12 protein-coding genes and 1 tRNA gene are annotated in these 14,864 nt (G+C 31.8%); all 13 read right to left on the bottom strand.

The features are described from left to right. Nucleotides 1–94: 94 nt before the first annotated feature. The 13 genes from C1X07_RS11540 to C1X07_RS11480 all read right to left on the bottom strand — a co-directional run bounded on the left by C1X07_RS11540 (nucleotide 95) and on the right by C1X07_RS11480 (nucleotide 14,805). Nucleotides 95–601, bottom strand: a complete 507-nt coding sequence (locus C1X07_RS11540) for a hypothetical protein (protein ID WP_103070173.1) — start codon at nucleotides 599–601, stop codon at nucleotides 95–97. A gap of 16 nt (nucleotides 602–617) precedes the next feature. Further along, the gene (locus C1X07_RS11535) at nucleotides 618–920 is read right to left on the bottom strand and encodes a DUF6787 family protein (RefSeq protein ID WP_103070172.1); all 303 of its coding nucleotides are present in this window, start codon (nucleotides 918–920) and stop codon (nucleotides 618–620) included. Between the two features lie 276 nt (nucleotides 921–1,196). After that, nucleotides 1,197–2,372: a cytochrome P460 family protein gene (locus tag C1X07_RS11530; protein WP_103070171.1), complete on the bottom strand. Its 1,176-nt coding sequence runs from the start codon at nucleotides 2,370–2,372 to the stop codon at nucleotides 1,197–1,199. A gap of 86 nt (nucleotides 2,373–2,458) precedes the next feature. Then, nucleotides 2,459–3,253 carry a helix-turn-helix domain-containing protein gene (locus C1X07_RS11525; protein WP_103070170.1) on the bottom strand — a complete coding sequence of 265 codons (795 nt, stop codon included), beginning with the start codon at nucleotides 3,251–3,253 and terminating at the stop codon, nucleotides 2,459–2,461. A 353-nt stretch (nucleotides 3,254–3,606) separates the two neighbouring features. Further along, a complete protein-coding gene (locus C1X07_RS11520) occupies nucleotides 3,607–4,455 on the bottom strand; it encodes a helix-turn-helix domain-containing protein (RefSeq protein ID WP_103070169.1) in 849 nt (282 codons plus the stop codon). 3 nt (nucleotides 4,456–4,458) lie between these two features. Then, the gene (ccsA, locus tag C1X07_RS11515; RefSeq protein ID WP_103070168.1) at nucleotides 4,459–7,632 is read right to left on the bottom strand and encodes a cytochrome c biogenesis protein CcsA; all 3,174 of its coding nucleotides are present in this window, start codon (nucleotides 7,630–7,632) and stop codon (nucleotides 4,459–4,461) included. A gap of 1 nt (nucleotide 7,633) precedes the next feature. Beyond that, the gene (locus C1X07_RS11510; RefSeq protein ID WP_103070167.1) at nucleotides 7,634–8,128 is read right to left on the bottom strand and encodes a heme-binding domain-containing protein; all 495 of its coding nucleotides are present in this window, start codon (nucleotides 8,126–8,128) and stop codon (nucleotides 7,634–7,636) included. Further along, nucleotides 8,104–8,547, bottom strand: a complete 444-nt coding sequence (locus C1X07_RS11505) for a heme-binding domain-containing protein (protein ID WP_103070166.1) — start codon at nucleotides 8,545–8,547, stop codon at nucleotides 8,104–8,106. Before C1X07_RS11505 ends, C1X07_RS11510 begins: the two co-directional genes overlap by 25 nt. A 74-nt stretch (nucleotides 8,548–8,621) precedes the next feature. Then, on the bottom strand, nucleotides 8,622–8,993 hold the full coding sequence (locus tag C1X07_RS11500) for a nuclear transport factor 2 family protein (protein WP_103070165.1): 372 nt from the start codon (nucleotides 8,991–8,993) through the stop codon (nucleotides 8,622–8,624). Between the two features lie 792 nt (nucleotides 8,994–9,785). Then, complete coding sequence (locus C1X07_RS11495) at nucleotides 9,786–10,634, bottom strand: helix-turn-helix domain-containing protein (protein ID WP_103070164.1); 849 nt, start codon at nucleotides 10,632–10,634, stop codon at nucleotides 9,786–9,788. 317 nt (nucleotides 10,635–10,951) lie between these two features. Further along, nucleotides 10,952–12,418 carry a sulfatase gene (locus tag C1X07_RS11490; RefSeq protein ID WP_103070163.1) on the bottom strand — a complete coding sequence of 489 codons (1,467 nt, stop codon included), beginning with the start codon at nucleotides 12,416–12,418 and terminating at the stop codon, nucleotides 10,952–10,954. A 281-nt stretch (nucleotides 12,419–12,699) separates the two neighbouring features. Next, nucleotides 12,700–14,325: a sulfatase family protein gene (locus C1X07_RS11485; RefSeq protein ID WP_241507241.1), complete on the bottom strand. Its 1,626-nt coding sequence runs from the start codon at nucleotides 14,323–14,325 to the stop codon at nucleotides 12,700–12,702. Nucleotides 14,326–14,730: 405 nt separating this feature from the next. After that, nucleotides 14,731–14,805, bottom strand: a tRNA-Pro gene (locus tag C1X07_RS11480). Nucleotides 14,806–14,864: the final 59 nt, after the last annotated feature.

The following is a 14,864-nucleotide window of genomic DNA, read 5'->3' as shown; positions in this document are numbered from 1 at the left end:
ATTTATGTTTTTCGATAGTTCACTTTCTGATAATAATATTAGCAGTACAGTTTTTTTATAGACTTTACTTATGAAGTACTACATCGTATTTTAGTTAAAACTCATAGCTAATATGCCACCCTCCAAATAATCTATATTCTTCACCAATTAAAGAGCCTATGGTTGGTCCCATATGGATTTTGCCAACATCGAAAGCAAATTCGGTTTCTAAGTATGCCGATATTTCTGTGTCTTTATGTGAATTTGGCAATGAAAAACTTGGTCCTACATTAACCGTTAAGAACTCCCAAGGTCTATGGCTTATAATTCCTGTTAGTTCATGACCTATTCTCCCTTCTTCTTCAAAAATCATAGAATATCCTATTCCAAATGCCCATTCATGGGAGGTCCAATAAGTTAGGTGTACTTCGTTAGCAGGGTCTGCAATTTTGTGTTTGGGAGAATAAACAATGAGACCTGAAACAATTATTTCCAACCCGGGTTCTTTCATTTCAGGGTTTTCGTGTTCGTGCTTTTTGGAATGATCTTTTTCTTGCCCAAAAGCTAACATTGGAGCTATAAGACATATCAATACAAAAAGAGTGTTTTTTATTTTTCCCATGGGATAATCGTTTTAATTATTTAAAGAAGCGTTTAAACCCGATTCTGGAAAGCATTTTTTTCTCCATACTCCAAAAAAAATCCTTTTGCCCAAATAGCGTTCCTAGTATTATAAGAAACACTTGATAGGTAACAAACATTACTAGAATTCGAAGTGTCCAAAACAAGAATGGAGGTAAAGTATCTAATGTAATTCCTAAAAAGTTTAGTAGAGGCTTGGCAAAGCCAACTGCTATAGACCCATTTAAAGCAAAAACCAAAAAAATAGTTACGAGCTGAAAGTTGGATGTTATTCCCCAACGTTTTTTAAGCTTTTTCATAAAAAAAATAATTGAAAAGGATGATAAATCAAGAATAAATTATAAAGTACGATATTGTAGAAAAACATGGAGGTTTACATTTTACAATAGGTAACCCGGTAACCACAAGTAGTAAACCTCTATGTTCCAAATTAACTAAATTAAAATAAAGCGATCATTTATTTCATAGAAATAAAAGAAGTAAAGTAACCTATCTATAAAACCAAAAAAATTGAACTTTTAATCTAGTTGCTTTATTAACCGTGATATCTTATAATTATAAAAACCCTACTATTATTATAAAAAGGAGGCTCTTACCATATCTTTGCCTATGGCATGGCAGGAAACACAGCCTTTTACTCCGTTACCGTAGGTCTGTTCTTTAGAAATGTCGTTTCTATCTGTTACTTCATACCAAAACCATCCATTTCCTTTATCCGAACTTTCTTGTGTCTTCAGCATTACAGCCCATCCATATTGTTTTCCGTCTTTATACATTTCTTTTATAGCATAAGAACCTATTGGGTGCTCACTATTTCCTGCTTTTACAGATTCTGCGAGATTATCACTAAAAAATGATCTTACAAACTCATGTGGACCGGCAGATCTGTGTGGAGTTTCATCTTCTCTATATTTGAGCGATTTGTACTTTTCGGTGTTTAAGTAAGCAAAAAGCTTTTCCTTTTCTAATGGGATATCAAATTTTTTGTCTGTGGGTGTCGGAACTTGGGGATCCCAAACTCCTGGTGCAGCCATCATTCCTGCCATAACATTTTCTTCTTCTTTCTCTCTTTCTTGTTCAGCATCTTCTGTAAAAGAACCTTCTGAAGCAGTTCTTTTTGCAGAGTTTTCTGGAATAGCGTCTCCTGCATTCTTTGCAGCCCTTAGGACGGGATAGAACTGTGTAAAAACAAAATCATCTTGAGCGCTTACATCGTGGCATTGAGCACACTTTTCATAAGGAAAAGGTTTCGATCTTTCTTTAAGCGTTCCTAGCTTAGGTTGCGTAAAGCTAAAAATAGACCAGTTTCCAGGTTCATCAGGGAAATGCTCTTTACTTTTAATTGAAGCTTCTAAGCCTATATACTCTCCTTCAAAATATCCATTACCACTGGCAGCAACCGTAGCCCCTACGCTTACTAATTCTTTTATTAAAATAGTATTTTCTCTAAATTTACCTGTTTGTTTGTAGTGCTCAAAACTTACAGGATCTATATATACATTATGCATTTCTGGAAAAGGAGCAAGACCACCATTCAAGTCGTTTGGGGTTACCGGTGTACCTACAAAAACCCAAGTCCTGTAACCCTTTGGTCTTAATAATTCACCATTCTCCATAGTGAAGAATACTTTGTTTTTGTAGTCATCATTATTGGTTGTAGATGCAATTTCATTCGAAGCCTTATTATCTTTGCATGATGCAACTAACAAGGTTACAATTAGCAATAGTAGTAAATTAATTTTTGAATTCATTTTATTTAGTGTGTTAGTGAGTAATGTGTAAAACTACTGTATTTATTTAGTTTAATTATAGGACTATTTTCTTTGAAATCAGTAAATTATGCGTCGTTTACATTGTTTTCAAGAAATTTTTCTCTAAACAAATTTGCTGGAACACCAGAGTTTTTTTTGAAAAATCTAGAAAAATAGGCTGGATCTTCAAAACCTAGTTCCAGTCCAATTTCTTTAACAGTAAGCTGAGAATTTACTAGTTTCTTTTTCGCTTCAAGCATTAGGTATTCAGAAATAACTTTACTTGGCTTTTTGTATCCTTTACGTTTTAGTTCCCCTAGTAATTCTTTAGGTTTAACATTCAAAGCTTCCGCATGATCTTTTATATAATTTGAAAGAATGGATTTTAAACGTACTTGGTTAAGGAATTGTAATACTGATCTATATCTTATATTATGAATTGTTGTCGAACTTTCTATTATTAATCTGTATAGCAAAGACTCTATATGATAAGAATCTTGTAATTCGATATTAATGCTATCAAATAGTTTGAGAATCATCTCCCCTTTGTCATGTAAATCATCAGAAAAAAGAATCTTCTCCTTTAGGCTAAGAAGGTTTGAGAATGTAAGTGAAATAAATTTTGCGAAATTATCATTATTCTTTATTTCAAAAGCGACTAAGCTTCCGGATAAGTTTTTACCATAAAAAAAGTCTTCAGGACTTAACAATACAATAGCCTTTTTATCGAGTCTAAATTCATTAAAATTTAAAGTAATAATACTTGAAGGTTTTTCTAGATAAATTATTTTATAATAATCATCATTACCATTAATTCTTTTATCCTCGTATTTCAATTGTCTTCTTATAATTTCAAATTGGGATCGATTCAATTCATTCATAAATGTGAAAAAGCTATGTCTTAGTTAGTTGAATCAAATGTATAATATCTCCCTTTTAAAGTAAATGGATTATTTTCCCGAATATTTATACAATTATCAAAAAAGGAATTGATAGTTAGATATTGAGAGCACGTTTATGTTTTTGTACAGATGGATTAAAGAAACTCTTTTGCGATTAAGTTAATAGCTTTGTTAATAGTTGATTAGGTGTTCAATCGACTGTAATAAGTACGTAATGTGTAGTAAACTATTTCTGATGTAAATTATAAAAGTTGTAGAACTTTCCTTAATTTGATTACAGCAAATGAACTAGTTGTTTTTTTTGGAAAAAAATTAAATATATATTTCAGAGTTTAAATCTTTTCATAAGACTTCTTAAATTGTCTTGGAGAAACCCCCATGTGTTTTTTGAAAAATTTTGAAAAATGTGATAACTCTTTAAACCCTAATAGAATTGATATTTCTGAAAGGTTTTTGTCAGAAAACAGGATTAATCTTCGGGCTTCAAGCATTATCCTCTCTGTAATAATTTCACTTGGTTTCCTTTTGTAAAAAGAATAAAAAATGTTCGAAATAGTTTTGGGAGAAACATTCATTATCTCGGCATAATCTTTTACTTTATGTTTTTCTCTAAAAAATTTTTCTACTAGAATATTATATTTCCTAGTTATGTCTATTTTTTCGTCTGATACATCTGTAGCCTCTAAATTATCTTTGAACAACCTTGTACAAGTTATTAGAATTTGCTTAAGAATAACCCTTAGCATTTCGCCATGAAGCGAATCATTATAAGCACGAAACTCTTCTTCAAACATGAGATGAGCCATTTTAAAAGTCTCCAAGTTTAAATCCTTAAGTTTTATCTCTGAAGGTTGATGCGACCCGTAAAACAGCAGCCCGTTACAAGAAACTTCATTGTCATGGTCTCTTATACAATAAAACTCTCGATTAAAAATAAAAGCCATGACACTTCCAAAAGTACTTTTGTCTAAATTAATTTTGTTATGGGGGGTACAGAAAATAATACAATTCTTTTTTATTGGCACACTATATCCATCTATATAAATGCTTGCTGAATTTTTATATGCCCATAAAATTATAAAGTTAGAATTCTTTTGAATAGATTTCCGCTCACTTGAATCACTAAAATCAGTTATAGTAAAAATACTCTGTTCCTTTTTATTAGTGAATTGATAGTTCATTTTTTAATTAGAAATAAGTTTCTGTTGTTTATACTTAGCTAAAATTACTAAAATCATTGATATAATTAACCAACTCCATATTTCTAAAGGAATTGGTGCTGAATCCCCTTTTGCATACGAATGAAGTCCTGATAATAAATGATTAACTCCTAAATACGTCATAAGTATACTTGTAAAAGCAAAGATAGAAAAAGCGTTAAACGTTAATTTACCTCTTAGTCCAGGAACTAATCTGGCATGTATTATAAATGAATATATCATAATACTAATTAATGCCCATGTTTCTTTAGGATCCCAACCCCAGTAGCGCCCCCAGCTTTCGTTTGCCCATATGCCTCCCAGAAAATTACCGATGGTTAGCATTACGAGCCCGATAGTTAAAGATAATTCATTAATAATTGTTAGCTCAGATATTATTTTGTTTAATTTTTTTTTATTCTTTTTAGTGAAAAGAGCAAATAGCAATAAATTGATCATTCCTAATATCATCCCAATGGCAAAAGGACCATAGCTTGCAACGATAATCGCTACATGTATCATTAACCAATATGAGTCTAAGACAGGAACCAAATTGCCAATTGACGGATCCATCCAATTCCAGTGTGCTACCATTAGTATCATGGATGCTACAAAGGAAGTTGCAGCAATCGTTATGCCAGATTTTCTACCAAAAAGTAGTCCGAAGAGCAATGTAGACCAAGCAACATATATCATAGATTCATATCCATTACTCCAGGGGGCATGTCCAGATATATACCATCTAATGCCTAGCCCGATAGCATGGTAAACGAATAGCAAAATAATCAAACTAATACCTATTTTTGTCAAAAGGTGAAGTAGTTTACTTTTATTCTTAAAAACCGAGATTATTACGATTACAAACAAAAATAGGCTAGCCAGCATGTATTGCCAAAAAAGGTTTTTAAATATGTCGTATTTGTTATAAAAAAGTTCTAGGTTAATTTTCTCTTTTGAAGGAATTACTGATTTGCCATATGATTTTTGAAAATCTTCGATCTTTTCTAATATTGTAAATGACCGTTTTAGGTTAGCCGTTCCTACACCCTTAGAAAAAGTTTTTTTATAGTTGCTAATAATTGAACTAATTTTAGATAATCGCACATCTGTCAAATCTCTTTTTATCGCTTCATTTTGATTTACCCATGTGTTATGAGAATCTTTTGGTATAGGGATAATTCTAAATAGATCACCCTGTGTTGCTAAATACAGCAATACAACTCTACCATCTATATCCAAAACGCTTTGGTCATATTTTCTTTTTATTTTCTTTTTACTTGCTTTAAAGACTTCTTCTTTTAAGAGATATTCTCCTTTTTTATTGAAAAAAGATGATAGCTTAACATATTTATGTGAATGGGGAATACCTAAAAAATCACGAACCTTAGTGTTGTTTTTCTTTATATAAATTATTGGAATATTTTTCCAGCTTTCGGGTTTTAGGAAAATAGAAAGAATGATCTGATCTGAGTTCAGCCCTCGAAAATGATTTTTCTTTGCGACCTTTCTAAGGAATTCTGAACCAAAAGTATTTACAGGTTTCATTCGCCCGCCAGGATCTTGAACAATCAATCGACCAAATTGTTCGGCATGTGATAAGGGAATCTTCTCTGTAAATGAAAAAATATCAGGAACTTCCTTATCAGTTGTATGGTCATCATTCGTTTGGGATAGTAATAGCGAAGGAGATATTAGAAGGAGAAAGAAGGTTAGGTTTTTTATTTTTTTTAATCGTTTTCTTTGTTTGCCAAAGTATGAATTGTGGGTAATTAGCATTAAAATTAAACCTGTAAACAACAAGCTGTAGCCAACATATGTAACCCATGTACCAAGCATATCATGATTTACAGATAAAATTGTACTTTCTATTCCATTTTGTTCATCATAACTTGATTGAAATAAGCGATATCCTTTAAAATCTAGGACATTGTTCATATAAACATCTGTGTCAAAAGACTCTGATTTGTCTTTAATAGATAATTTACTTGTAAATGATTTAGGGCTTTCTGACCCAGGGTACCTCTCTAAAACAAAATCATTCAGCCTAACTTCAAAAGGCAATTTAACCTGTTTAGAACCATAACTAATTGCAAAATTTAGAGATCCAATTTTTACTCTTTTTGGTTCTTTTTCAAAAAACTGCGCACCAAAAACATTGATGTCTTTACTTATATCTTTGGTTTTTATTCTTAAGCTTAACATGTCTAAGGGAAACTCCTCTGCGTCCGATGTTTTATATGTCAAATACCCATGTACTAAAGGTTCTGGGATTACAAATTGCAAACTTCCTAATGTGTATAGTGTTCTATACTTTAAAACTTGAGCTGTGTTTGGCATAATAACTCCAGTTTCTTGATTAGCCATAACCACATACTTTAATGTACGGTGTGCTTTTATATAGAGTTGATTTTCTTTTGAATATATATTAATTACCCCTTCTTTTATATTTTGAAAACTAATATCTGCATCAAAAAAAGTTAAGTAGTCATTTTTTTTTAGGTATTTATCACTTCGTACACCTCTTGAAGACTCTACCAAATGAAGAAATCTGTTTCTACTGGATTCATTTTCTTTAAATTCTATTTTGGCATTAGGAACATAGCCTAAATAGGAAATCTCAAAAGGTTCATTGTCAAAATCAGTATGTATTTGAAAATGGTTTCCTCCGCTTAAAAAATTTAACATCGAAAGCTCAAGAGGCTTATATCCTTCAACTCCTGTTTGAGATAACAGCAGTTTCTTTTCTATTGTTTTTGTTTTTAAGCCGTTATCTATAGCTACAGATAAATATTTTTTTTCTGAAAGCATTGTAGAAGAAGTTTCATTTTCTTTAATAGATATGATACCTTCAAAGCTTATATATCTTGTTATTGCTGCTCCAACAAGGATAATTATAAAAGCAAAGTGAAGTACTAAAATATATACCTTATCTTTTTTGTATAAACGATAACGCTTGACGTTTCCAATAAAATTTAGGATAAAAAGAAATAATATTACATTAAACCACCATGCGTTGTATATTAGGGTCTTGGCAGTTTCGGTATTGTAATCGTTTTCAATAAAAGTTGCCATGCCCAATGCAAATGCAAAGATTAAAAATAAGAATGCTGTTAATCTTGTTGATAATAAAAAATGTATAGTTGCATTTAACAGTTTCATCTTAATGATTTCCGTTTTTGTAGTAGGTTTCAAACCTATCGATATTATTAATCCAATTTATTATTCTTTCTTTTTCTTTTTTAGAAAGCTTGGTTTCAGGACGCAACTTTATATATAATTCTTTTGGCATTCTGTCTGTTTGTATATCATAAACGCTTGCAGATAAGAAAGATAGTTTACGCCATGGGTCATGATCTTTCCATTCTGAAAAATTTAGAGCTAATTTCCCTCGGGAAATAGTATTATCTACCCACCAAGATACAGGAGCAATATTATCAAACCACTTATAATTCGTATTGTTAGAGTGGCAATCGTAACATGATTTTTTTAGTAAGGCTCCAATATCTGTTGGGGCATCACTTAACTCTAAAAAATCATTATTTGCAGTATATACCGAATTGTTCTTTCCAGGTCTGTAAAATTGAATTAATATAAAGGCTATAAAAAGAAAAAGAAGTGTTTTTTTTAAAACTACTTTACTAAAGAATTTATCCATTTAGTTATTTTATTCTGTTGCTTTTTAGTGAGATTTGCATCCTTATGCATCCATAAATATTCTTTAACAGGCATTCTTCCTTCGTACACTTGAAACATAGTTTCTGCAGCGACATCTACTCGTTGCTCAAATGTATATTTCTCCCAATTAGAAAAATTAAGCTTTGTCTTACCATTACTTACGTTTTTATCTAAAAACCAAGCGATGGGTGCAATATCACTATACCAATAGTTTTTTGTTTCATTTGAATGACAGTCATAGCAAGTAACCCTTATTAAGTACTCCACCTCTACACTTGGGTTATTGGCAATTAAGAGATCATTAGAGGTTGGTTGGCTATACTCTTGTTTATAGGGTCTAATAAACTGTATTGCAACACCAAATATTAAAGAACAAATAATTAACCCTTTAGTTTTCATAATGTATTAAATATATTAGAACACCAATTCTAGAAAAGTAAGTAATGATACTTTTTTATTATATTGAATCTTACTTATACTTGTGGGTTATAGAAATAGGTTTCTTTAAAGATCTTACCATCTTTCCATTCTTGTATAGCCAATTCTGTGAAATTAATCTTTCCCCAAAGATTATTGTTAAAGTCTAAATCCCAAGCAATTGCCGAAACATTTTCTCCAACAAGGTGTGCTTTGCCTTTAAATGTATTTACCTCAGTCATATTATCCAAAAAGTCTTTATAAAATTCGAGGTAGCTTTTTTTACCACCTTTTCTAGGCTCTCCATTTAATCCTTCCTGAGTGACAACATCGTCGTGATAGTACTTATCTATTGCTTCCAAAATTTTGCCATCGTGTGCCAAATTTAGTAACCCATGAATGCTTTCATTGATTTGTTGTTCTGTCATTTTGCTTATTATTTTAAATTATACATTAATACTACTTAATATGGTAATCTTGATTCATAACGTGTAATAAATATGTTGCATTTATAAAGCTGAGATTGTATTAGGTTGATCCGATATACGAAGTCGACTATAACAAACTTGGGTTTACATAATACATTCAGTTTCATTAATCTATTTTGAAGCAAACTAGTTCTATCATTTATAACTTCAATTTCTTCTTTTAAAACCTATTAGAATCTGACCGTTTTGTTTAATACAGAATTTTATCAATATTTCATGTCCAAGAATGAAAGGGTAATAAAGTTGTTTTCGTCACTTCATGTTTTTACACTTTATGCATTTGTTAAATAATCTGTTGTTGAACAAATAATATGTCGGATATTCAATTTAAAAGCTTTTTTAGTGCTATCTGATTAAAAATTTAATAGCAAAGTAACAACTTATTCAATAAAAAATCATTGCACTATTTTCCATAGTTTATACCTCTTGTTTTTAACTTGAAAACATGAAAGCGAATTTGTTTATTTGATTGTTTTGGTATAAGAACGATTATTATCTTGGGGGTGCTCTTTTCAGACTTCGAGTTCTGATTCTAATTTTTAAGCCTGTCTAAAGCTTCGGCTATTCGTTCTTTTTATAATTTACATTTACTTGTATTCAAATGCTTGCGGTAGGGGAGGAGGTATTCCTTCACTTTCCAATGTGAGGGTTGTTAGATGTATTTGATTGAATGTAATTTTTGTGATATCTTCTAAAAGAGGAGTTAGTCCTTTTATAATAGATTACGTTGATTTATAAATTTTTCTTGTCTACATAGATATTCTGATATTCAGTTGGAGATAAGCCAACATGGGTTTTGAAAAATTTTGAAAAATGAGAAATCTCATTAAACCCAAGGATGTATCCAATTTCATTGATGTTCTTGTCAGAAAATTCTAAAAGTCTTTTACTCTCTAAAATAAGTCTTTCATTAATGATTTTTAAAGGAGATTTATGAAAGTAGCGTGAAAACAAATTAGAGAGAGATTTTGGAGTAACATGCATTAGTGTAGCATAATCACTTACTTTGTGTTTTTCTCTAAAATGCATCTCTACTAATAAATTAAACTTTCTGATAGCATTTAATTTGGACTTAGGCATATCTTCTTTTGGTAAGAGCTTACGGGCAATTCTTACAGATTTTATTAATAATCGCTTTAAAAGCACTAACAGCATCTCACCCTGAATATGATCCATGGTTTCAAATTCTTCTACAAAAAAATCGTATAATAGATGAAAACTTTTTTGTTCCTTTTCTGAGAGTTCTACTATTAGTGGTGATGAAGATCCTAAAAACAAAAAACCATTACATGATACCTCTGCATCATGATCTCTAATACAATAAAATTCTCTGTTAAAAGAATAAATTATAATATCTTTATGCGCTATTTCGAATTCAACAGTATTAAGTTGAGAAAGGAAAAGAAGATGATTTTTATCAAGAAAAATTCGATAACCATCTACTCCTAAAGTAATACTATCATTTCTTGCCCATACTACTTTATAGCAATCTGACAATAATTTATTAGAGCTATACTTAATAGTTGCAGTATCTATAAGTTCGAAAAGACCATTGTTTTTCCCAGTATGTTTATAATGCATGTTATTTAATTAAGTGTTTATGATAAATGAATAACACTCTAAGCTTAATTCGACCTGTTCTTACACTAAATCTAGTAATTATTTATAAGTGTTGAGGGTATATAGTAAAATAATTAACTATCTATTGCTACCACCATACAAGTAGTCTACGCAAAATTAGGTCATCGGTATAAAAATGTAAGGAACAGGATTCAAGGTGTTTAGAGGAGCCAAAAACATAGAGTTTCTCGTATTTGGATTAACCAGAATACTTGTGTAAGCTTACCTACCATTACTCATACAAATTGTTACAGTCATATACACTGTCATTTCAAGATTTATCTTTTATTATAATCAATTCCTAAATCATTGGTTCTAACTTCTTTCAATTTGTCTTGGAGTTTTTGCTGAAATTCATCTATAATTTTGACATATTTCGGATCATACGCTAAATTGGTATATTGTTTCGGGTCATTTTTCATGTCAAAAAGTTCCATACCTGATTTCGCATCTTCATCGTATTGAATATAAGCCCAGCCATCTGTTCTCAATAAAAATGATTTTCCTCCTTGGGAAACACTAAATGCCATATCTCTAACTTTGTGATTAGGGTCATCAAGTATCTTTACAAGACTTTTTCCTTGAATATGCTTGGGATGTTTTATCTCTGCTAATTCTGTTACAGTTGGATACATATCTATAAGTTCAACAAATGAATTACAAACAGCAGGTTTTTTACCTGGTACCTTTATAATAAGTGGAACTCTAACTGACTCTTCATGTAAGCTAACTTTCATCCAAAAATCATGTTCTCCAAGATGAAACCCGTGGTCTGATGTAAATATGACAATGGTGTTGTCTTCTAAACCTTCTTTCTCTAATGTTCTCAAGACTTTACCAACTTGCTCATCCATAAAAGAAACTGAAGCATAATATGCAGCGACGGCTTTTTGTTGTTGCTCAATACTCATTTCCCCATTTACGCTTGTAACGTAGTTAATTCCTCTTTTTGGTATATCATCCCAATCATTTTCAACTTTTTCTGACAAAATTATGTCTGTGTATGGATAAGGAGCGAAGTGGGCTTTTGGTGCCACAAATGGGACATGCGGCCTTACCATACCTATAGCTAGAAAGAATTTTTCATTCTTATGTTTTCTAATTAATTCACTGGCTTTTTTAGCTGTTATTCCATCTGCAAGAACTAAATCATCTCCATCAGCCTTAACTATTGTCATTACATTGCCCCCTTTTCTTTCAATAGTTCCATCTGGATTACCTTGTACAAGTTCAGCTTCTCCTTTTGTTTGCCATTCTAGAGCCTGACTATTGTATTTTTCATTCCAGGAAGCAGGATCATCTTGCCCATCGCTACCAGTTTCAATATCTATAGGGACACCCATATGGTAAATCTTACTCACTCTGGCGGTGTAATATCCATTTTCTTTAAAAGATTGTGACCATGTTTTACGTTCCTTTCCAATATTTTTACGACCACTTACATATCCAAATGTAGTAGTGGCATGCGGATAATATCCACTCATTAAAGACGCCCGTGATGGTCCACATACAGGGTATTGACAATATGCTTTTGTAAACATAACTCCTTCAGAAGCAAGTTTATTAATGTTTGGTGTGCTACACGCTTTATTCTCGTACGAAGATAAAGCTGTCGCTGTCAAATCATCCGAAATAATGAAAAGTACATTATAGTCTTTTTTCTGTTCTTGAGTGCATGAAATTAAAATTACACTTGCAAAAAATACTATACTAAAGCGTATTTTTTTATTTTTTTCCGAAAACATAGCTTTTTGTCATTAAGTTTTTATTTGTGTCGACTCTAACTGCCTAATAAACTTAGTTCTGAGTTAGAGAACGAAAATATGAAAAGAGGGAAATCGCAAAGTTGAGTGAAAGCTCACTAAGAATTATAAATCGTGTGTTAGTTTTTTAGCATAATACTCTGATTTGAAATGTGAAAAACTTTGATGTTTAATGTTTTCTCTATTATTACCTATACAAATTACTAGCTTTTGTTATATTTAATTCCCTAATAATGATTTATAACTTCTAGAGTTTTTATATATTATGGTTTTGATTTTTTTGATTCTGATTCGTTGATATTAGAAGAGGTATTTTGGGTCATCTCTAAATATTTTTGCTGCAACTCATCAGAATCACCATATTTAATTCTTAGCTCAGATAGTCTTTTTTTCATTTCTAATACTACATTTTTGTACTTAGGATCGTGATAAACGTTCTTCAATTCATGTGTGTCTTTTTTACGATCGTAGAGCTCCCATTCATCTATGTCGTAGTAAAAATGTACCAACTTATAATCCTTGGTAACAATACCATAATGTCTTTTTACAGAATGCCAGCCAGGATATTCATAAAAATGGTAATATACAGCGTCACGATCCCATCCTTGTATTTCTCCTTTTAAAAGCGGCATTAATGATTTGCCCTGCATGTCTGATGGTGCTTTTATTTGTGCAGCTTCCAAAAACGTTTGAGCAAAATCTAGGTTTTGTACCATTTCTTTATTGGTAATACCAGCTTTGATTTGGTTAGGCCATCTAACCAACAGGGGTGTTTTAAAAGACTCATTGTAAATAAAACGCTTGTCGAACCACCCATGTTCACCAAGGTAAAAACCTTGATCGGAGGTGTAAACTACCATGGTGTTATCGGTAAGATTGTTTATGTCGAGATAATTTAATACCCTTCCTACGTTATCATCCACAGACGAAATACACGCCAAATAATCCTGCATGTACCGTTGGTATTTCCAACTCATTTTCTCCTTATCGGTCATTCCATTCCAATTGTCTTTGAAATCTGTATTAATAGCATCTAAAATAGGATTGTATAGGGCTTTTTGTTCTTTTGTCATTCTATTTAGAGACTGTTTTAAAGCATATTTACCACCATATATAATAGGCGGAATAACGGGTTCTACACTTCCCATTTCTTCAATAGTTTCAGGCATAATTTTAGAATCTTGCGTATAGTCCATGTGATATAGCAGGTTCATTTCTGCGGTTTTTGCAGCTGTGCCTCTGTTTGAATAATCATCAAAAAGAGTTTCTGGTTCAGGGAAAGTTTTTTTAGAAAATTCCTTCATTTTTTCGGCGCTTGGCCACCAAGCTCTGTGGGGTGCTTTGTGCAAATACATCAGCATAAATGGTTTTGCAGTGTCTCGCTTTTTGTCCAACCAGTCCAAAGTAACATCGGTAATAATATCAGTTACATAGCCCGTTATTGTAGTATCTCCTTTTGGAGTAACGAATTCTGGATTGATATAACTTCCCTGTCCTGGTAAAATCATAAAATCATCAACTCCTTTTGGGTTATTTCCAAAATGCAACTTACCAAACATAGCGGTTTGGTAACCTGCTTTTTGAAATAATTGAGGAAAAGTTGTTTCAGTAGTATCGAATTTTTGGATATTATTTATTTTGCCATTTAGGTGGGTATGTTTGCCTGTTAGTAATGTTGCACGCGAAGGAGCACAAATAGAATTAGTTACACTTGCCTCGGTAAATAGTACACCTTCTGCTGCGATACGGTCAATATTAGGTGTGTTTATGAGATGACCTGAATAGGCACTAATGGCCTGATATGCATGATCGTCCGACATGATAAAAAGAATATTGGGACGTTTTTTTGGTTCTTGTTTGTTTCCTCCACATGATAGAAGTGTTGACACTACAACTAGAGTGAGAAAATGAATAAATCTTGGATACACAGTTTGTTTGTTTTAGTTCGTATATTTTTTATACCGATAAAAACCCTCTTGGTTAAAGTATTTTTTCTATTGATAGAAAAGTACTTAATGATATGATGAGTAAGTGTTTAAGCGCTAGAAATTACTAAACTTTATAGTATAGAATCAAAAAATTCTATGAACGACGTGGGTTAGGCGATAAAAAGTTAACTTGTAATAAAGAATTTGTATTTTTTCGGAGAAAAATCTTTTATCTGACGATTTTATGTTCATACAGTCAAACTATAACTTTTTAAGAAATGACCTTTTTTAGGCATGATTACTAATCTCCGAAGTATAGAACTAAAAAAACCACTCATTTTCTATATAAAATGAGCGGTTTCTTAGTCGGGGTGGCAGGATTCGAACCTGCGACCTCCGCGTCCCAAACGCGGCGCGATAACCGGGCTACGCTACACCCCGAGTATGGTTATCATTTTGCGAGTGCAAATATATATAAAACATTTATATTAAGGCTAAAT

This window comes from Aquimarina sediminis, assembly GCF_002895435.1.
GTDB lineage: Bacteria > Bacteroidota > Bacteroidia > Flavobacteriales > Flavobacteriaceae > Aquimarina > Aquimarina sediminis.
The sequence above is the reverse complement of the archived record's forward strand: the minus strand, read 5'-3'. Positions and strand labels throughout refer to the sequence as shown.

Coding starts and splice junctions, on each gene's coding strand:
- C1X07_RS11525 (WP_103070170.1), bottom strand. CDS start 3,253: ATGAATGAATTGAATCGATCCCAATTTGAAATTATAAGAAGACAATTG.
- C1X07_RS11540 (WP_103070173.1), bottom strand. CDS start 601: ATGGGAAAAATAAAAAACACTCTTTTTGTATTGATATGTCTTATAGCT.
- ccsA (WP_103070168.1), bottom strand. CDS start 7,632: ATGAAACTGTTAAATGCAACTATACATTTTTTATTATCAACAAGATTA.
- C1X07_RS11510 (WP_103070167.1), bottom strand. CDS start 8,128: ATGGATAAATTCTTTAGTAAAGTAGTTTTAAAAAAAACACTTCTTTTT.
- C1X07_RS11520 (WP_103070169.1), bottom strand. CDS start 4,455: ATGAACTATCAATTCACTAATAAAAAGGAACAGAGTATTTTTACTATA.
- C1X07_RS11490 (WP_103070163.1), bottom strand. CDS start 12,418: ATGTTTTCGGAAAAAAATAAAAAAATACGCTTTAGTATAGTATTTTTT.
- C1X07_RS11500 (WP_103070165.1), bottom strand. CDS start 8,993: ATGACAGAACAACAAATCAATGAAAGCATTCATGGGTTACTAAATTTG.
- C1X07_RS11535 (WP_103070172.1), bottom strand. CDS start 920: ATGAAAAAGCTTAAAAAACGTTGGGGAATAACATCCAACTTTCAGCTC.
- C1X07_RS11530 (WP_103070171.1), bottom strand. CDS start 2,372: ATGAATTCAAAAATTAATTTACTACTATTGCTAATTGTAACCTTGTTA.
- C1X07_RS11495 (WP_103070164.1), bottom strand. CDS start 10,634: ATGCATTATAAACATACTGGGAAAAACAATGGTCTTTTCGAACTTATA.
- C1X07_RS11505 (WP_103070166.1), bottom strand. CDS start 8,547: ATGAAAACTAAAGGGTTAATTATTTGTTCTTTAATATTTGGTGTTGCA.